The following is a 16,845-nucleotide window of genomic DNA, read 5'->3' as shown; positions in this document are numbered from 1 at the left end:
TCGGTCACGGCAGACATTGATGAGAAACGCCACGGATGTGGGGCTTCACGTTGATGGTGCTGGGTGAGCAACCCGGCCCGCGAGGCGAGGGAGGTCAGGAGTGCGCGCTCCGGAAGGCGAGGTACCGGCTGAAGGCTTCGTGGCTGTCGGGGGTGAAGCGCCACTCCAGCAGGGCCGACCGCAGCTCCGGCTCGGTCAGCCAGCCATGCCAGGCGACCTCATCGGGATCGGGCACCACGGCGTCCGGCACCACGGCTTCGTGCACGCCGAGCCAGTGAGGGCTCAAGCCGCTGCGGTTGACGAACGTGAACAGCAGGCGCGGCAGCGCACGAATGCCCAGCTCTTCGGCCAACTCCCGCGCGGCGGCCTGTTCGTAGGACTCGCCGACATGTGCGGCGCCACCGGCCTCGACCTCATAGAGCCCGGGGAAGCGCGACACCTGCTCCGACCGCCGATGGACGAGGGTCCGGCCACGATCATCACGACACACCGTCACGGCGACCCGATGCAGCCACCCCTCCCGGATGGCCTCCCGACGGCTGACCACCCCCAGCACACGATCTTGACCGTCGACACGCTCCACCAGTTCATCCACGCCGCACACCCTGGCAGAGCCCACTGACAACGCCGTTTCCCGGCGACTCGCCGAACCGGACCAAGAGCACCTGCGGAGGAGCGGCGTGTCCTTTGACAGCGAAGTCAGTCGGGCCGAAGTCGCTGACCTGCGCGGACCAACGACGTACCTCCAGGCAGCGGTAGTTCCGCGCGATAGCGGGCTCACGCGGCGCTACGAGGTTCACGGCGCCGGTACGGCACCGATCTGCTGCATCACCCCGAGGAGGTCGGGCTGACCGCGTTCGCCGACGATCCGGCCGTCGGCCAGGTAGTAGAAGTTCATGGCCTGCACCGAGATCTTGTTGCCGCTCGCCGGGATCCCGAAGAACTCACCGTCGTGGGTTCCCCGCATGGTGAACCGCGCGGCCACGGTGTCGCCTTCGGCGACCGTCTCCTCCAGCGTCCACTGGACGTCGGGGAAGGCGCCGCGCATCATCCCGATGACTTCCATGTACCCGTCGGGCCCCCGCAGTGGTTCCGGGTGGCTTGGCGCGTGGAACACCGCGTCCGGAGAAATGACCTCGCGGGCGAGATCCTCGTTGCCCGTGTTGATGAACTCGACGAAACGGTTCATGACTGACTCGGTGGACTGCGACGGCATCTTGCTGTGCCTCTCCGGAGACGTTTGGGCGGGCACCGGCGACCGTAACATCGAATCGATGTTCACATCGATTCGATGTTCACGTGCGAAGGTGGACTCATGCTGGAACTCGCGATACTCGGCTTCCTCGCCGAGGGACCCCTGCCCGGACACGAGCTGCGCCGCCGCGTCTCACAGCTGACCGGTTACACGCGGCCGGTCAGTGACGGCAGTCTGTATCCGGCGATCAACCGTCTGACCAGGGCGGGCTTGATCGAGCGGCGCGCCGACCCGGCCGCGGGGGCGGCCCGGTACGTGCTCAGCCTGACCGCGGCCGGACGGGCCGACATGCTTCAGCGTCTACGAAAGCCCGCCGACCACGAGATCACCGACTTCACCCGGTTCTACGTCGTACTGGCCTTCCTCTCCCACCTGCCCGAAGTGGCCGAACAGCACGCGGTGCTGCGCAGACGGCTGGAGTTCCTGGAAGAACCGGCGAGCTTCTTCTACGACAACGAGCGGCCCCTGCGTGCCGAGGAGATCGCCGACCCCTACCGGCGGGGCATGCTGCTCACCGCCCGCGCCACCAGCCGCGCCGAACGGAGCTGGCTGCGCGAGGCCCTCGGGGAGGAACCGCCCGTATTCGACACCGGATGCACCGACAGCGATCCGCATGCGCCCGCCGCTCCCGCGAACTGACCGCCCCCGGAGGAACCTCGATGCTTGCTTCCTGGTACGACGCCCAGGGCTCTGCCGCCGATGTCCTGCACGTCGGTGAACTCCCTGATCCCGTCCCCGGCCCCGGCGAGGTCCGTGTCCGCGTCACCGTCTCGGGCGTCAACCCCGGCGACACCAAGAAACGGCGCGGCTGGCTCGGCTCGTCCATGCCCTGTCCACGGGTGATCCCGCACAGCGACGCCGCCGGAGTGATCGACGCCGTGGGAGACGGGGTCGACGCCCGCCGCGTCGGACAGCGGGTCTGGGTATACGGCGCCCAGTCCTACCGCCCCTTCGGCACCGCCGCCCAGTACACCGTCGTACCCGACCACCAAGCCCCATCCCTGCCCGACCACCTCAGTGACGAGCTGGGCGCGAGCCTCGGCATCCCCGGCATCACCGCCCACCGCACCGTCTTCGCCGACGGCCCGGTCGACGGCCGACCGGTCCTGGTCCACGGAGTTCTCGGCGGCGTCGGATCCCTGGCCGCCCAGCTTGCCCACTGGGCCGGCGCGACCGTGATCGCGACCGTCCGCCGCACCGTAGACCTCGACCGCGTCGACCCGGCCGTCGTCTCCCACGCCGTCGCCCTGGACACCGGCGACCCCGCCTCGGCCATCCGCTCGTACGCGCCACGGGGCGTCGACCGGATCATCGAAGTCGCGCTGTCGGACAACGCCGATCTCGACAACGCCGTCGCCGCCGACAATGCCGTCATCGCCGCCTATGCCACCCGCACGGACCGCACCGAGATCCCCTTCTGGCCGCTGCTGTTCAACAACGTCACCCTGCGGCTGCTCGGCAGCGACGACTTCCCCGCCGAGGCCAAGCGCCAGGCCGCCCGCGACCTCACCTCCGCCGCCGCCGTCGGCGCCCTCACCGTCGACGTCCGCGACCGCTACCCGCTGGACGACATCGCCAAGGCCCACGACCATGTCGACGCCGGCGGTGGCCACGGCCGCATCCTGCTCACCATGCCTCAATAGCGCAGACTCGGAACACCGGCCCGTCACCAGCAACCCCCGTGTCATTGACGGCTACTGGATTGCTCACCTCACACGGCCAGGTTCACTGTGGGATCTGTGGGCGGCGGACCGTATCGGGACGCACGTCCAGGACCACACCGGTGCCGTCCCGACGGCGCACGAAGTAGTCCGGCGTATGGCTGGTCCGCCGGGCCCGGTCACCGGACGCCACGAGAGCCGGAACGGCTGAGAGATCGTCGTCACCACACTCGGACCGGAGTCCAGCCGCAGCAGCTCACCGAGTTCCACCCACGGCTCGTAACCCACCAACTCGGCACACGTGGCAGCCCAGTACCAGCCGGGAAAACATCGCTGACCGCGGTACGTCGTCGGCCACATCACCTCAAGCGGCCCCTCATGCAGCTCACCGCCAGCGTCGACGTACCCCAGCCGGACGTCCTCAGACTCCACCAGACACCCCCACCCGGCGATGCAGAGTGGCATGGCGCACTTTTGCAAGCGGGTGCTTGCAATAGTTAGCGGGGTTGGGGCAAGGTAGGGGCATGGCATCGCTGAACGTCGGCAATCTCGGTGAGTATCTGCGTGACCAGCGGCGCACCGCGCAGCTGTCGCTCAGGCAGCTCGCCGATGCCGCCGGGGTGTCCAATCCGTATCTGAGTCAGATCGAGCGCGGGCTGCGCAAGCCGAGCGCGGAGGTGCTCCAGCAGGTCGCGAAGGCCCTGCGGATCTCCGCCGAGACGCTGTATGTGCGGGCCGGCATCCTCGACGCCGAGCGGGACCGGGACGACGTGGAGACACGTGCGGTCATCCTCGCCGATCCCACGCTCAACGAGCGGCAGAAGCAGGTGCTGCTCCAGATCTACGAGTCCTTCCGCAAGGAGAACGGCTTCGAGATCGCTCCGGCGGGCGCGGCTCCCGCGCAGAACGACTCGCAGGACGACTCTCAGAACGGCAGCACGGCGGGCGCCCAGAAGGACCTTCAGGACAGTGACGTCCCGGACGGCGACACCACCGTGCGACCCCGCAGGACCCGTAAGCCCCGCAAGACCGACGGCAGCGACGCCGACCCGCAGCAGACGGCCAGTTGAGCCACGTCACCACGACGTGGTCCGACAGTGCGCCGGCAGGCATCGCGGGAACCGAAACCCTCAGCAGAAAGCGACCCGGGAGGACCATCACCATGGCCATCACCGACGACATCCGCAAGGCCGTCACCGACCCGACCCCGCTCTACTTCCTCGCCGGCGCCGGTGACCTGGCCTTCCAGGAGGCCAAGAAGGTGCCCGGCCTGGTGGAGCAGCTGCGCGCCGAGGCTCCGGCCCGTATCGAAGCGGTGCGCGGCACCGACCCGAAGGCGGTCCAGGAGAAGGCCCAGGCCCGTGCCAAGGAGGCCGGCGCCAGGGTCAAGGAGACGCAGGAGACCCTCCAGACCAAGGTCGGCGAGTTCATCAGCAGCCTGGACGGGGACATCAAGAAGCTCGGCACCACCCTCGACGCTGATCTGAAGAAGCTCGGTGAGTCCGCCCAGGACCTCGCCCTGCGCAGCGTCGGTGTCGCCGCCGAGTACGCCGTCAAGGCCCGCGAGACCTACGAGAAGGTCGCCGAGCGCGGCGAGCAGACCGTGAAGACCTGGCGTGGCGAGGCCGCCGAGGAGATCGAGGAACTGGCCATCGCCGTCGAGCCGAAGGCCGAGCCGGGCGAGATCAAGGTGGCGACCCCGCCCCCGACCCCGACGTCGGTCGCGCAGCCCACCGAGGCCGCCGCCCCCGCCGCGGTGAAGAAGCCCGCCACCGCCAAGAAGGCCACGCCGCGCAAGACCACGGCGAAGAAGGCGACCCCGCCCGCCAAGTAAGGCGCCGAGGGAGCTGGACTGCTGGACAAACCGGACGGCTGGACACCTGGACGGGCCGGGCACTTACCGAGTGCCCGGCCCGTTCTGCGGGTAGCGAGCTAGCGGGAACGGGAACCGGTACGGTGACCGCGTAATCGTGTGATGACGAGCCGAGTCGGGTGGTGGACGTTGTGCTGATGCAGGGGTTCGCAGGGTTTCTGGGGCTTCTCTACCTCGCCATGCTGATTCTCGCCGTGGCGGCGCTGGTCATGGCCGCCCTGTTCCGTGGCGACGCCTACCGGGCGGCCGACAAGCAGAACAAGGGTTTCTGGCTGATCATCCTCGGCATCGCGGTCGTCGTGAACTTCCTCGTGCCGGTGCTCTTCCTGCAGATCGCGGGCCTCATCGCCACGATCGTCTTCTTCGTGGACGTCCGTCCGGCCCTCAGGCAGGTGTCGGGGGGCGGCAAGGGCTGGGGCCGACGCGGTGGCGGCGGAAGCAGCAGCGACGGCCCGTACGGCCCTTACAACGGCGGCCGCTGACCGCACCGACCCAGCTGGATCCAGCTGGGTGGCCCGGCGGGGAGGCCCCGCTCAGCCCTCCCGGTCGAGCAGCAGCACCGCCACGTCGTCCGCCAACTCGCCGCCGTTGAGCGACCGCACCTCGTTCACCGCGGCCCGCAGCAGTTCCTCGCCGCGCAGCCCTTCGGACAGCTGGCGACGGATCATGGAAACCATCCCGTCCTGCCCGAGCCGTTCCCGGCCCTGTCCGACATGCCCCTCGATCAGCCCGTCGGTGTAGAGCATCAGACTCCACTCGGCCCCCAGTTCAACCTGCATCCGGGGCCACCGGGCCCCCGGCAGCAGGCCCAGCGCGGGGCCGTTGTTGTCGTACGGCAGCAGCCGCGCGGGCCGCCCCGGCCGGGCGATCAGCGGTGAGGGGTGGCCGGCGAGACACAGCCCCGCCCGGCGCCCGTCCGGCGCTATGTCGACCGTGCACAGGGTCGCGAAGATCTCGTCGTCGGAGCGCTCGTGCTCCAGCACCTCCTGGAGCGTGCCGAGCAGCTCGTCCCCGCACAGCCCCGCCAGCGTCAGCGCACGCCAGGCGATCCGCAGCTCCACACCGAGCGCCGCCTCGTCGGGACCGTGCCCGCAGACGTCACCGATCATCGCGTGGACCGTCCCGTCGGGAGTCCGTACGACGTCGTAGAAGTCCCCGCCGAGCAGGGCCCGTGACCGGCCCGGCCGGTACCGCGCGGCGAACCGCAGTGACGATCCCTCCAGCAGCGGCGTGGGCAGCAGCCCGCGCTCCAGGCGCCGGTTCTCCTGGGCCCGCAGCCGTCCCTCGGCGAGCCTGCGCTCCGCCGTGTCGGAACGCTTCCGCTCCACGGCGTACCGGATCGCCCGGCTCAGTAGCCGCCCGTCCAGCTCGTCCCGGAAGAGATAGTCCTGGGCGCCCACCCGGACCGCCTCCGCGCCGCGCTCGGAATCGCCGGACGCGGTGAGCGCGAGGACGGCGTGCCGGGGCGCGAGCTCCAGGACATGGCGGAGTACGGCGAGCTCGTCGTCGTCGGCCGTGCGGCCGGGCGCGGGCAGCGCGAGGTCGAGCAGGATGCAGTGCACGTCGTCCGTGAGCAGCCGCTCCGCCTCGGTGAGGTTACGGGCGGTGCGGACACGCATCGGCCTGCCGGTCGGGTCCAGGAGTTCGGGGACGACCGTGGCACCGCGGGGATCGTCCTCGATCACCAGCAGCGTCAGTTGGGTGGCGGTGTTGTTGTCGACCGTGGCTTCCTTGCGCGGGGTGGCTTCCTTGGAGGGGCCGCCCTGGGGTGCGGCCTGCGCCTGACCACTCTCCACGGCCGGGATCGCTCGCTGCCGCGGTATGGGTACGGGCATGGTCTCGGATTCCTTCCCTCCCCCCGAGGGCACGGTGGGGCGAGGGGTCTCGATCCACCGACGGGGACCATAGCGGGTGCCGGGGCGGGAAAGGAATGGCGTGCGGCACACGGTTCGGCCGGTGGCCACTGTCATATGCCGCTTTCTGTACCGCAGTTGGACAGGGGACGGGTGTCGGGGGGATGACGAACGTCACGTTCGCGGGATGTTTGCGGAGCCCTCGGGCGTGCCCCGCGTCACATGACGCAGGTCGCAGGTCGCAGGTCACGCGCCGGGGCTCTCACGTGGCCCCCGGTCGGGCTCACGCGTCCGGCCGCACCACCCCGAGTATCGGCATCGACCCGGCCCCGGCGATCGTCACCGTCCGCCCCGGCCGCGGGGCGTGCACGATCGCGCCGTCGCCGAGGTACATCGCCACATGGCTGGCGTCGTCGAAGTAGATGATCAGGTCGCCGGGCCGCATGTCCTTGACGTCGACATGCCTGAGCTGCTTCCACTGCTCCTGCGAGGTCCGCGGAATCGGCTTGCCGGCGCTCGCCCAGGCCTGTGAGGTCAGGCCGGAGCAGTCGTACGAGCCCGGGCCCTCGGCGCCCCATTCGTACGGTTTGCCGATCTGGGTCGTCGCGTACGCGACGGCGGTCTTCCCGGCCTGGCTCGCCCTGCCGTCGATCTCGTCGAGGATGCCGGAGTCCAACCAGGCGGACTGCGCCTTGTGGGCGGCCTGTTCCTCCAGCTCGGCGAGACGCTCCTTCTCCGCCGTCTCCAGCTGGGACTCGAGCTTCTCGGCCGCCGCGATCTGCTGCTCGACCTGCTTCTTGGCGGCCGCCTTCGCCTTGCGGCCCGCCTCCAGTTTCGTCCACTGGGCCGAGGCGTCGTCGGCGTACTGCTTCAAGTCCTGCTGCGTCCGGGTCAGTTCCGCGATCAGCGCCTTCGTGGCGCGCTGGCCCTGGAGGACGCGTCCGGTGCCGTCCAGGAACTCCTGCGGATCGTCGCTCAGCATCAGCTGGGCCTCGTCCGGCAGGCCGTTGGTGCGGTACTGGGCGGCGGCCGCGGCACCCGCGCGGGCCTTGAGCTGCTTCAGCTTCTCCTGGCCCTTGACGATCTTCTTGGCCAGCGCGACGATCTGCGCCGACTGCTGCTCGGCCTTCTCCTCGGCGGCGTTGTAGGCGTCGGTCGCGACGGCCGCGTCGTGGTAGAGCGCGTCGAGCTGTTTGCGTACGGCTTCGATGTCCTTGTTGGTCACGGTGGTCGTCGGCGAAGCCGTGGGTGACGGCGTGGGCGTCGGACTCGGGGCGGCGAAGGCGGCGCCCGGTGCCGAGAGCACGACCACCGCGCCGATCACGGTCACGGCCGTAGCGATCAGACCGCGCTTGCCCGTCCCCATACGCTTGCCCCCAAAGCTGATTTACCGTCAGTAACTTACGGCGCTCGGGGGATCGTGCCACGTCAGGGCCGAAAGCGACAGAGGCAGGCCTTCCCGGCGTATCCCTCCGCATCCCGGCGCTTGTTGGTGCCTCCCCCTCTCCTCACCCCTCGAAGACGATCTCCCCGACTGTGTGACGAACGACTCACAGAGATCGTTCCCGCGGGCCGAACTGCCGGACAGCCCAGTGGGTTCGCGGGCGGGGAGTGCCGGAGTTCACGGCAGCCGCACCCCGCGCGGCGCCAACGCGCCCCACGGCACCGTCACTTCCCCCTGCCGCCACCGTGAAGGCCCGTCCACCACCGGCCAGTCGGCCGTCAGCGCCCGTACGGCCCGGATCCACCGCTGCCGGGCGCCGTACGACGCGTAGGGTGCGGCGGCGGCCCACGCGCGGTCGAAGTCGCGCAGGAAAGCGTGCACCGGCTCACCCGGGACGTTGCGGTGGATCAGTGCCTTCGGCAGCCGCTCGGCGAGGTCCGAAGGCCGCTCCAGCGACCCCAGCCGGGTCGCGAAGGTGACCGTCCGCGGCCCCTCCGGACCGAGCGCGACCCACACGTGCCGGCGCCCGATCTCGTCGCAGGTCCCCTCGACGAGCAGCCCGCCGCGGGATCCCCGTGCCGGGTCGGCCGGTGCCAGCCGGGCACACAGCCGCTCCCATACGGCGGCCACCTCGGCCTCGTCGTACTGGCGCAGCACGTTGGCCGCCCGGATCAGCAGGGGCCGCTGCGGGACCGGGATCTCGAACCCGCCGTGCCGGAAGACGAGCCCGTCCCGTTCGTACGGCCTCGCCGCAACCACCCTGGCCGGTTCGATCTCGACGCCGACCACGCGCGTGCGTGGAGCCACGGTCCGGAGCCGGTGCAGCAGCTCGACGGCGGTCCAGGGCGCGGCGCCGTACCCGAGGTCGACGGCGACCGGATCGGCGGCGCGACGCAGCTCGGCGCCGTGCGTCGCCGCGATCCAGCGGTCCATGCGGCGCAGCCGGTTCGGGTTGGTCGTCCCGCGCGTGACCGTGCCCACGATGGGGGTCCCCCCGCTCGAGCGAAGCCGAGAGTGGGGGAGGGAGGCGGCACGGGACGTCATGCCCACGAGGGTATGCGGCGGTTACGGGGCGGCCAGGTGCCGACGCCAGTAGGTGGGCCGCCAGTAGTACAGGACGGTGAGATCGGCGGGGTGCTGGGCGGCGTCGCCCCGGCCGGGCACCCGCTCGTAGGGATCGCGTTCCGGGTCGAGGGGCCGCCAGCCCGGATCCAGGGGTTCGTCCGCCCTGGGAGGCGCCACGTAAGGCCTGAGGTCCTCGCGGACCGCGCCGTACCGCCGGTGGTTGGCCTGGGCCTGCAGCAGACTGACGCCTCCGTTGGCACCGAACTCGGACCAGGGGTAACGGAGTTGGAACGGATCGTCCTCCCAGTAGCAGACGCTGCAGATCTCGTGGCTCCAGAGGTCGCCGAACATCTGGTGCCCGCAGGCGGGACACGGGTACCAGCCGCCGGGCGGCGGTCCCTGCGGCGAGGCCGGTTCGGGGGTCGCACCGCCCGAGATGCAGGCCTCCAGAGCCTCCGCCTCGGCGAGGTCGGCCAGGTGCTGCGCGCGGACGGCGTCCTCCTGAGAGGTACGACGATCTTCCGGTCCGGTCATGCGGTGATCGTAGGCAGCTTCCTGCCCCGCCCCCGTTGAATTCCTGACACCCATCGACTTCTCGACGCACCCCGATCTCGAACGGTTGAGCGATCCCCGGTAATACCTAGGCAAAAACACTCCCGCCCGGAATGGGAATGCCTTCCTCCGGTGTTGCACCCCCTTGGAGGGCTCCGAACCCTCCGAAGGGCATGCCCGCAGCAAGGAGGAACGCCACGTGAGCCAGTACGTCAGCAGGCTCCAGCGTCGCTCCCAGGCCGCACCCCACCGGTTGCGCCTGCACCGCCGCCCCCGCCGCGTCGCCATGCTCTCCGTGCACACCTCACCGCTCCACCAGCCGGGCACCGGCGACGCGGGCGGCATGAACGTCTACATCGTGGAACTCGCCCAGCGCCTCGCCGCGATCAACATCGAGGTCGAGATCTTCACGCGCGCGACGACCGGCGGCCTCCCGCCCACTGTCGAGATGGCCCCGGGCGTCCTGGTCCGCCACGTGGACGCGGGCCCCTACGAGGGCCTCAACAAAGAGGACCTCCCCGCCCAGCTCTGCGCCTTCACGCACGGCGTGATGCAGGCCTGGGCCGGCCACCGCCCCGGCCACTACGACCTGGTCCACTCGCACTACTGGCTTTCCGGCCACGTCGGCTGGCTCGCCGCCCAGCGCTGGGGCACCCCGCTCGTGCACGCCATGCACACCATGGCCAAGGTGAAGAACGCCAACCTGGCCGACGGCGACACCCCCGAGCCCGCCGCCCGTGTCATCGGTGAGACCCAGATCGTCGCCGCCGCGGACCGCCTCATCGCGAACACCGCCGAGGAGCGCGAGGAACTCGCCCGGCACTACGGCGCCGACCCCGCCAAGGTCGCCGTCGTCCACCCCGGCGTGAACCTCGAGCGCTTCCGCCCCGCCGACGGCCGCGCCGCCGCCCGCGCCCGCCTCGGCCTCCCGCAGGACGCCCTGATCCCCCTCTTCGCGGGCCGCATCCAGCCGCTGAAGGCCCCTGACGTACTGCTCCGCGCGGTGGCCGTCCTCCTCGACGAGCGCCCCGACCTGCGCACCCGCCTCCTCGTCCCCGTCGTCGGCGGCCTCAGCGGCAGCGGCCTCGCCAAACCCGAGGGCCTGCAGAAACTGGCTTCCCGACTCGGCATCGCGGATGTCGTACGGTTCCACCCGCCCGTCGGCCAGGAGCAGCTCGCCGACTGGTTCCGGGCCGCGTCCGTGCTGGTCATGCCCTCCTACAGCGAGTCCTTCGGCCTGGTCGCCATAGAGGCCCAGGCGGCCGGCACCCCGGTGCTCGCGGCGGCGGTCGGCGGGCTGCCGGTGGCCGTGGCCGACGAACGGACCGGTTTCCTCGTACGAGGACACGATCCGGCCGCCTACGCGCGCGTGCTGCGCGACTTCGCCGACAACCCGGAGCTCACGGCCCGCATGGGCACGGCGGCCGCCCTGCACGCCCAGTCCTTCGGCTGGGACACCGCGGCCGCGGCGACGGCGGACGTCTATGTGGCCGCGGGCCAGTCGTACCGCCGTCACGTACGCTCCCACCATGGCTGATGCGCAGAAGGTCATCGAGGGGGTTCTGAAGGACGCCGAACTGGAGTGGGAGAGCCCCGCGCCCGGCAACTACGTCGTCCAGCTCCCCGGCACCCGCAAGCTGAAGACCACCGTCTCGCTCCTCGTCGGCCGCCACTCCCTGTCGCTGAACGCCTTCGTCATCCGCCACCCCGACGAGAACGAACCCGGAGTCCACCGCTGGCTCCTGGAGCGCAACCTCAAGCTGTACGGCGTGAGTTACGCCGTCGACCGGCTCGGTGACGTCTACGTCGCGGGCAAGCTCCCTCTCGCCGCGATCACCGCCGACGAGGTCGACCGCCTCCTGGGCCAGGTCCTGGAGGCGGCCGACGGCAGCTTCAACACCCTGCTGGAGCTGGGTTTCGCCACCGCGATCCGCAAGGAGTACGAGTGGCGCGTGGCCCGCGGTGAATCGACGCGCAACCTGGACGCGTTCACGCATCTGACCCAGCCCCGCAGAACCGGCCCGCAGGACTGACCGGAGGCCGAGGGCCGAGGGCCTGTCCGGCGGATCATGCCGGCGGCGCGGGGCCTGGTGCGCCCTCCCGCGCTGACAAGGCGCCGTTCCTTGGAGCCGGCCTGATCCGCCGGACAGGCCTAGTGCTCGCCCGGCGGCAGTGAGTCGGTGGGCTGGGGATCGTCGGTCGGCTCGCTGGTCGGTCCGTCGGGATCCGCGGGCGGGGCCGGCTTGTCCAACTCGTCCGCGAAGGCCCGCAGCGCGTCGGCCAGTTCCTTCTTGGTGGGCAGCTCGTCGATCTTCCTGTCGAGCTCGGTGATACGGCGGTTCAGCTGCTCCAGCTCGCTCGGGGCGGAGGGCTCGTCCGTGGGGCCGTCCGACGGAACCGGGGGGTCGTCCACGGACGTGGAGGTCGGGCTCGGGCTGGGTTCGCCGCCGCTGCCCCCGCTGTCGCCGCTCCCGCCGGAACCCTCGTCCGACCCCGAGGAGGCCGACACGCTCGGCTGGGGGGCACCGGGGTCGTCGTCGGAGCTCGCGGCGAGGGCACCGCCGACACTGACGGCGACCAGGACGGCCGCCCCGGCGACGGCGGCGGAGAGACGTCTGAACGGTAAGGAGTTCTGTCTGTCATCCATGCCGGCGACGCTAACCGCCGGCGATCACCGGACGGACGTCTTCCGTCGATCTCCTCGCGCTCACCCGGTAGCGGCCCGGCGGCACCCCCACCAACCGCTTGAAATGCCGGGCGAGATGGGCCTGGTCGTGAAAACCGGTGAGCGCGGCGACATCGGCGGGACCGCGCCCCGCGAGCAGCAGAGCCCGGGCCCGGTCGACCCGCCGCGAGGTCAGGTACTGATGCGGTGCGATGCCGTAGGCGGTACTGAACGCCCGTACGAGATGCGCCGGATGGGCCTGTACGACGCCGGAGGCATCCTCCAGGGAGAGCCCCTCCACCACCCGCTCGTCGAGGAGTTCGCGCAGCCTGCGGGCCAGAGCGGGGTCGCGGCGCGGCGGCTCGGTGTGGAGCCGCGGCCGCAGGAGGGTCCGGAGCCGGTCGCCGATGAGGGTGAGCCTGCTCTCGGCCTCGAACTCCTCACCGGGCCGGGCCAGCGCGCTGTGCAACTGCCCCACCCGGCGCCGCAGTACGGGATCGCGCAGATCGGGACCGTCGACGGCGGGCCCGATGAGCTCGTCGCCCAGATGCGTCCCGTCGAGGTAGACGACCCGCTTGCGGAAGCCTTCCGGGCTCGCCGGGGAGCCGTTGTGCGGGACGTGCGGCGGCAGCAGGGACACGGTGTCGTCCGGGGTGCCGTGCTCGTGCCGGTCGAGGTCGTACCGTACGGCCCCGTCGTCCACGATGAGCAGCGTCCACGCCTCGTGCACGTGCATCGGGTAGGCGTACTCGGTGAAGCGGGCGTGAAAGACCTCGGTGACGCCCGGGACGGCGGGGCGCCAGGCGGTGACCTCACGCCGGGTCGTTTCGCTGGCCGCCATGCAAAGAACGTACAAGACGAGTCCGTACGACGGCCGCCAGTCTCGTCGTATGAACGATGAACCCCTCCGCTTCGACACCAAGATCGCCGTCCTGCTGCGCGAGGACCTGGAGACCTGGCAGCGGCTGAACGTCACCGCGTTCCTCGTCAGCGGCCTGGCCGCCGAGGTCCCCGAGGTGATCGGCGAGCCCTACGAGGACGCCGACGGCGTGCCCTATCTGCCGATGTTCCGGCAGCCGGTGCTGGTTTTCGAGGGCACCAAGGAGACGCTGACGGCCGCCCACGCGCGCGTGCTGTCCCGCTCGCTCCCGCGCGCGCTCTTCACCGGCGACCTGTTCGCGACGGGCAACGACCGGGACAACCGCGCGGCGGTACGGGCCGTCACGACGGCGGAGCTGGACCTGGTGGGTCTCGCGGTGTACGGGCCGCGCAACGCCGTGGACAAGGTGCTCAAGGGCGCACGGATGCATCCGTGACCCCTGCAGGGCCTGAAACCTCGACCGCCTGGACCGCCTCCACTACGACGGTCTCGGCGGGCCCCTCCTTCGGCAGCCGGCGCATAAGGACGCCGTATCCCGCCGCCGCCACCGTCCCCACGACCGCGCACAGGCCCCACAGCCACTCCGCCCCGAGCCGGTCGATGACGAAACCGGACATCAGGGGCGCGACGAGGGCGGCGACCGACCAGGACAGGGTGTACATGCCCTGGTAGCGGCCGCGCCCGTGGGCGGGGGAGAGGCGGACGACGAGCCCGGTCTGTATGGGTGCGTTGATCATCTCGCCCATGGTCCACACGCACACCGTGAGGGCGAAGAGGCCGACCGATCCGGCGAAGGCCGTGAGCCCGAAGCCGTATCCCGCGAGCAGGGACGAGACGACGAGCAGCCGCCGGGGATCCCGGTCCTGGATGAACCGCGTCACCGGGATCTGCAGCGCGACGATCAGCACCCCGTTGAGAGCGATGGCCAGGCCGTAGTCGGCAGGCGTGAACCCGGCCTCGCCCATCGCGACGGGCAGCCCGAGGGAACCCTGCTGGAAGATCACGGCGACGAGGAAGGACAGCCCGACGACACTCATGAACCGCCCGTCGCGCAGGACCGTGCCGAGACGGACGTCGTCGGCCGCCGCCGCGGCCTTCTCCGCCCCGGGCCGGGACTCGGGCAGCTTGAGGAAGACGACGACCGCGCAGACGGCGGTCATCCCGGCCTCGATGAGGAAGCCTGCGAGATAGCTGAACTCGGCGATGAACCCGGCGGCCGCGGTGGAGACGGCGAAGCCGAGGTTGATGGCCCAGTAGTTGAGCGAGAACGCCCGGACGCGGTCCTCGGGCCGCACGATGTCGGCCATCATCGCCTGCACGGCCGGCCGGGAGGCGTTGGAGGCCATGCCGACCAGGAACGCGACGGCGGCGATGGTGACGGGGTGGTGCACGAACCCGAGGAGCGCGACGGAGACGGCGGTCGCTGACTGCGCGACGAGTAGGGTGGGCCGCCGCCCGAGCCGGTCGGTCATGACCCCCGCGCCGATCGACGAGACCACTCCGCCCAGGCCGTACAGCGAGGCGACGACCCCGGCGTAGGAGGCGGAGTAGCCGCGGTCGAGGGTCAGGTACAGGGCCATGAAGGTGGCGACGAAGGCACCCAGCCGGTTGACGAGCGTGCTGGTCCACAGCCACCAGAACGCGCGGGGCAGCCCGGAGACGGTCTCGCGGGTGGCGCGTCTCAAGGTGGCGAGCGGCATGACGGATCCCCCACGGATGTAAGTAGCCCAAACGGTGAGCACAACTTACGAAGACGGAGTGCCGCCAGGCCACTCGATTAACGGATCCCGTCAACCGTTCCGTTCACCGTCCATCTGTCGAGCGGGCACGCAGGGGACCGAAACCGTGGATTACGCTCATACGCATGGCCGACGCACCGTACAAGCTGATCCTCCTCCGCCACGGCGAGAGCGAATGGAACGCGAAGAACCTGTTCACCGGCTGGGTGGACGTCAATCTCAACGAGAAGGGCGAGAAGGAGGCAGTCCGCGGCGGCGAGCTCCTGAAGGACGCCGACCTCCTCCCCGACGTGGTCCACACGTCCCTCCAGAGGCGTGCGATCCGCACGGCCCAGCTGGCCCTCGAGTCCGCCGACCGCCACTGGATCCCGGTCCACCGCTCCTGGCGCCTGAACGAACGCCACTACGGCGCCCTCCAGGGCAAGGACAAGGCCCAGACCCTCGCGGAGTTCGGCGAGGAGCAGTTCATGCTGTGGCGCCGCTCCTACGACACCCCGCCGCCCCCGCTCTCCGACGACTCCGAGTTCTCCCAGGCGGCTGACCCGCGCTACTCCTCCATCCCTCCGGAGCTGCGCCCCCGCACGGAGTGCCTGAAGGACGTCGTCCTGCGCATGCTCCCCTACTGGTACGACGGCATCGTCCCCGACCTCCTCACGGGCCGCACAGTCCTGGTCGCGGCCCACGGCAACAGCCTCCGCGCCCTCGTCAAGCACCTCGACGGCATCTCGGACGCCGACATCGCGGGCCTGAACATCCCGACGGGCATCCCGCTGTCGTACGAACTCGACGCCGACTTCAAGCCGCTGAACCCGGGCGGCACCTACCTCGACCCCGATGCCGCCGCGGCAGCGATCGAGGCGGTCAAGAACCAGGGCAAGAAGAAGTAGGTTTTGTGATCATGCCCCTGACCTGCGCACATGGCGCAAGTCAGGGGCGTTTTCATGGTCCGGGCCCGGGCCCGGACCCGGCTGCTCGGCATGAGGAACAGCGGGGAGTCAATCGACCATCCACCGCGCGTCTGCGTCCCGTCCCGCCGCCGCAGCTCAGCCAGGTGATCCGCTACAAGGCGCCTCTGCTTCCCAAGCCGAGGGCTTCAGGCGAATGTCTCCGGCCCGTCGCTTTTTCATCGTTCAGTGCGCTACTGATCTCCAGAAGACGGTCGGCAGGCAGAGCGAAGGCGTTGCCGGGGTTTCGGTATGAGTGCCCCCCGTCGTTGATGCGGACGCCGTCTGCCAACCTCCAGTGAGCGGGGGCCCATTGGCCCTGATTCTCAAGGAGCGTCCTCGCCACGTCGGCGGGCTCCTCGATCAAGGTGAGAGCGGTGAGCGCGGTGGTGAGGGCGACGGGCGCGTCGTCGGGAAGTTGCGCGTCACCGAGGGTGGGGAAGAGCAGCAAGAGACGGGCATCGGGATCCTCAACGCCCTCGGTCGCCGACTGGCGAGCAGCAGACAGCAACTCCGGCCAGGCCATGCCGGGCCCCATGAAATGACCGTCATCCACGGCGAGGGTTTCCGCCGCGGACCACGCTGAGTGATGTATCAGGTAGTCCACTCCGCGGTCGCCTTCGATGTTGCGGTAGACGACGTGGATCGTGTGCCCGGAGAGCAGAGGCAGACTGAACACCGGCCACTCTCGCTCGGCGGACAGCACGCGATAGAGCTCCATGGCCGCGTCCCAGTCGGCGCCGAACGCGGTCCGCTGTGCGTCCTCCCCGAGCAAAGAGGCGCCGAGGTGCACGGGCCAGAACAACGGATCGTCCAAGTAAGGAGTGCCGTGCACCAGAGGGCCGTCTTCGTATCCGGGGATCTTCAGCACCTGTAGATGGTGGCACGAGCAACTGACAACACCCTGGGTTCGA

At 70.3% G+C, this 16,845-nt stretch carries 19 protein-coding genes; 9 read left to right on the top strand and 10 right to left on the bottom strand.

Annotated elements, in window-relative coordinates; translation table 11 throughout:
• Window positions 1-94 precede the first annotated feature (94 nt).
• Window positions 95-604: an NUDIX hydrolase gene (locus ACFYRX_RS40445; protein ID WP_389111744.1), complete on the bottom strand. Its 510-nt coding sequence runs from the start codon at window positions 602-604 to the stop codon at window positions 95-97.
• A gap of 192 nt (window positions 605-796) precedes the next feature.
• Entirely contained in the window at window positions 797-1,189 is a 393-nt protein-coding gene (locus ACFYRX_RS40440; protein ID WP_389111544.1) for an ester cyclase, read from the bottom strand.
• A 126-nt stretch (window positions 1,190-1,315) separates the two neighbouring features.
• Here ACFYRX_RS40440 and ACFYRX_RS40435 point away from each other — a divergent pair, with 126 nt between their 5' ends.
• The 5 genes from ACFYRX_RS40435 to ACFYRX_RS40415 all read left to right on the top strand — a co-directional run bounded on the left by ACFYRX_RS40435 (window position 1,316) and on the right by ACFYRX_RS40415 (window position 5,271).
• Complete coding sequence (locus ACFYRX_RS40435; RefSeq protein ID WP_389111541.1) at window positions 1,316-1,894, top strand: PadR family transcriptional regulator; 579 nt, start codon at window positions 1,316-1,318, stop codon at window positions 1,892-1,894.
• Window positions 1,895-1,914: 20 nt separating this feature from the next.
• A complete protein-coding gene (locus ACFYRX_RS40430; RefSeq protein ID WP_389111538.1) occupies window positions 1,915-2,898 on the top strand; it encodes an NADPH:quinone reductase in 984 nt (327 codons plus the stop codon).
• Window positions 2,899-3,440: 542 nt separating this feature from the next.
• Window positions 3,441-3,986: a helix-turn-helix domain-containing protein gene (locus tag ACFYRX_RS40425; RefSeq protein ID WP_389111535.1), complete on the top strand. Its 546-nt coding sequence runs from the start codon at window positions 3,441-3,443 to the stop codon at window positions 3,984-3,986.
• Between the two features lie 92 nt (window positions 3,987-4,078).
• Entirely contained in the window at window positions 4,079-4,750 is a 672-nt protein-coding gene (locus ACFYRX_RS40420) for a hypothetical protein (RefSeq protein ID WP_389111533.1), read from the top strand.
• A 170-nt stretch (window positions 4,751-4,920) separates the two neighbouring features.
• On the top strand, window positions 4,921-5,271 hold the full coding sequence (locus ACFYRX_RS40415; protein ID WP_389111742.1) for a DUF2516 family protein: 351 nt from the start codon (window positions 4,921-4,923) through the stop codon (window positions 5,269-5,271).
• A gap of 51 nt (window positions 5,272-5,322) precedes the next feature.
• Here the strand turns inward: ACFYRX_RS40415 and ACFYRX_RS40410 are convergent, their stop codons facing one another.
• The 4 genes from ACFYRX_RS40410 to ACFYRX_RS40395 all read right to left on the bottom strand — a co-directional run bounded on the left by ACFYRX_RS40410 (window position 5,323) and on the right by ACFYRX_RS40395 (window position 9,685).
• Window positions 5,323-6,624 carry a PP2C family protein-serine/threonine phosphatase gene (locus ACFYRX_RS40410; protein ID WP_389111530.1) on the bottom strand — a complete coding sequence of 434 codons (1,302 nt, stop codon included), beginning with the start codon at window positions 6,622-6,624 and terminating at the stop codon, window positions 5,323-5,325.
• Window positions 6,625-6,925: 301 nt separating this feature from the next.
• Window positions 6,926-8,008, bottom strand: a complete 1,083-nt coding sequence (locus ACFYRX_RS40405; RefSeq protein ID WP_389111527.1) for an NlpC/P60 family protein — start codon at window positions 8,006-8,008, stop codon at window positions 6,926-6,928.
• A 255-nt stretch (window positions 8,009-8,263) separates the two neighbouring features.
• Entirely contained in the window at window positions 8,264-9,067 is an 804-nt protein-coding gene (locus tag ACFYRX_RS40400) for a class I SAM-dependent methyltransferase (RefSeq protein WP_389111524.1), read from the bottom strand.
• A gap of 84 nt (window positions 9,068-9,151) precedes the next feature.
• Window positions 9,152-9,685, bottom strand: a complete 534-nt coding sequence (locus ACFYRX_RS40395; protein ID WP_389111521.1) for a CPCC family cysteine-rich protein — start codon at window positions 9,683-9,685, stop codon at window positions 9,152-9,154.
• Window positions 9,686-9,902: 217 nt separating this feature from the next.
• Here ACFYRX_RS40395 and mshA point away from each other — a divergent pair, with 217 nt between their 5' ends.
• Together mshA and ACFYRX_RS40385 are read left to right on the top strand one after the other, a co-directional pair.
• Window positions 9,903-11,240: a D-inositol-3-phosphate glycosyltransferase gene (gene mshA, locus ACFYRX_RS40390; RefSeq protein WP_389111518.1), complete on the top strand. Its 1,338-nt coding sequence runs from the start codon at window positions 9,903-9,905 to the stop codon at window positions 11,238-11,240.
• Window positions 11,233-11,736: a YbjN domain-containing protein gene (locus tag ACFYRX_RS40385; RefSeq protein WP_389111515.1), complete on the top strand. Its 504-nt coding sequence runs from the start codon at window positions 11,233-11,235 to the stop codon at window positions 11,734-11,736. Before mshA ends, ACFYRX_RS40385 begins: the two co-directional genes overlap by 8 nt.
• Before the next feature lie 119 nt (window positions 11,737-11,855).
• On the opposite strand, the gene ACFYRX_RS40380 is transcribed toward ACFYRX_RS40385, so the two are convergent.
• Together ACFYRX_RS40380 and ACFYRX_RS40375 are read right to left on the bottom strand one after the other, a co-directional pair.
• Entirely contained in the window at window positions 11,856-12,350 is a 495-nt protein-coding gene (locus ACFYRX_RS40380; protein WP_389111512.1) for a hypothetical protein, read from the bottom strand.
• Between the two features lie 10 nt (window positions 12,351-12,360).
• Complete coding sequence (locus tag ACFYRX_RS40375) at window positions 12,361-13,209, bottom strand: AraC family transcriptional regulator (RefSeq protein WP_389111509.1); 849 nt, start codon at window positions 13,207-13,209, stop codon at window positions 12,361-12,363.
• Window positions 13,210-13,258: 49 nt separating this feature from the next.
• On the opposite strand from ACFYRX_RS40375, the gene ACFYRX_RS40370 reads away from it, so the two are divergent.
• Window positions 13,259-13,684, top strand: a complete 426-nt coding sequence (locus ACFYRX_RS40370) for a DUF2000 family protein (RefSeq protein WP_389111506.1) — start codon at window positions 13,259-13,261, stop codon at window positions 13,682-13,684.
• On the opposite strand, the gene ACFYRX_RS40365 is transcribed toward ACFYRX_RS40370, so the two are convergent.
• Entirely contained in the window at window positions 13,659-14,948 is a 1,290-nt protein-coding gene (locus ACFYRX_RS40365) for an MDR family MFS transporter (RefSeq protein WP_389111503.1), read from the bottom strand. The two genes, ACFYRX_RS40370 and ACFYRX_RS40365, sit on opposite strands and share 26 nt — an antisense overlap.
• Window positions 14,949-15,112: 164 nt before the next feature.
• Between ACFYRX_RS40365 and ACFYRX_RS40360 the strand changes: the two genes are divergently transcribed.
• Window positions 15,113-15,874, top strand: coding sequence for a phosphoglyceromutase (locus ACFYRX_RS40360; protein WP_389111500.1), 762 nt, complete (start codon window positions 15,113-15,115; stop codon window positions 15,872-15,874).
• A 172-nt stretch (window positions 15,875-16,046) separates the two neighbouring features.
• Here the strand turns inward: ACFYRX_RS40360 and ACFYRX_RS40355 are convergent, their stop codons facing one another.
• Window positions 16,047-16,802, bottom strand: coding sequence for a hypothetical protein (locus tag ACFYRX_RS40355; protein ID WP_389111497.1), 756 nt, complete (start codon window positions 16,800-16,802; stop codon window positions 16,047-16,049).
• Window positions 16,803-16,845 lie beyond the last annotated feature (43 nt).

The organism is Streptomyces sp. NPDC005374 (genome assembly GCF_042872225.1).
In the GTDB taxonomy this organism is placed as follows: domain Bacteria; phylum Actinomycetota; class Actinomycetes; order Streptomycetales; family Streptomycetaceae; genus Streptomyces.
The sequence above is the reverse complement of the archived record's forward strand: the minus strand, read 5'-3'. Positions and strand labels throughout refer to the sequence as shown.

What these genes read in the sequence shown, in the direction of transcription:
- ACFYRX_RS40385 (WP_389111515.1), top strand. Translation starts at nt 11,233, where the DNA reads ATGGCTGATGCGCAGAAGGTCATCGAGGGGGTTCTGAAGGACGCCGAA.
- ACFYRX_RS40380 (WP_389111512.1), bottom strand. Translation starts at nt 12,350, where the DNA reads ATGGATGACAGACAGAACTCCTTACCGTTCAGACGTCTCTCCGCCGCC.
- ACFYRX_RS40405 (WP_389111527.1), bottom strand. Translation starts at nt 8,008, where the DNA reads ATGGGGACGGGCAAGCGCGGTCTGATCGCTACGGCCGTGACCGTGATC.
- ACFYRX_RS40395 (WP_389111521.1), bottom strand. Translation starts at nt 9,685, where the DNA reads ATGACCGGACCGGAAGATCGTCGTACCTCTCAGGAGGACGCCGTCCGC.
- ACFYRX_RS40365 (WP_389111503.1), bottom strand. Translation starts at nt 14,948, where the DNA reads ATGCCGCTCGCCACCTTGAGACGCGCCACCCGCGAGACCGTCTCCGGG.
- ACFYRX_RS40420 (WP_389111533.1), top strand. Translation starts at nt 4,079, where the DNA reads ATGGCCATCACCGACGACATCCGCAAGGCCGTCACCGACCCGACCCCG.
- ACFYRX_RS40435 (WP_389111541.1), top strand. Translation starts at nt 1,316, where the DNA reads ATGCTGGAACTCGCGATACTCGGCTTCCTCGCCGAGGGACCCCTGCCC.
- ACFYRX_RS40410 (WP_389111530.1), bottom strand. Translation starts at nt 6,624, where the DNA reads ATGCCCGTACCCATACCGCGGCAGCGAGCGATCCCGGCCGTGGAGAGT.
- ACFYRX_RS40440 (WP_389111544.1), bottom strand. Translation starts at nt 1,189, where the DNA reads ATGAACCGTTTCGTCGAGTTCATCAACACGGGCAACGAGGATCTCGCC.
- ACFYRX_RS40425 (WP_389111535.1), top strand. Translation starts at nt 3,441, where the DNA reads ATGGCATCGCTGAACGTCGGCAATCTCGGTGAGTATCTGCGTGACCAG.
- ACFYRX_RS40370 (WP_389111506.1), top strand. Translation starts at nt 13,259, where the DNA reads ATGAACGATGAACCCCTCCGCTTCGACACCAAGATCGCCGTCCTGCTG.
- ACFYRX_RS40430 (WP_389111538.1), top strand. Translation starts at nt 1,915, where the DNA reads ATGCTTGCTTCCTGGTACGACGCCCAGGGCTCTGCCGCCGATGTCCTG.
- ACFYRX_RS40360 (WP_389111500.1), top strand. Translation starts at nt 15,113, where the DNA reads ATGGCCGACGCACCGTACAAGCTGATCCTCCTCCGCCACGGCGAGAGC.
- ACFYRX_RS40375 (WP_389111509.1), bottom strand. Translation starts at nt 13,209, where the DNA reads ATGGCGGCCAGCGAAACGACCCGGCGTGAGGTCACCGCCTGGCGCCCC.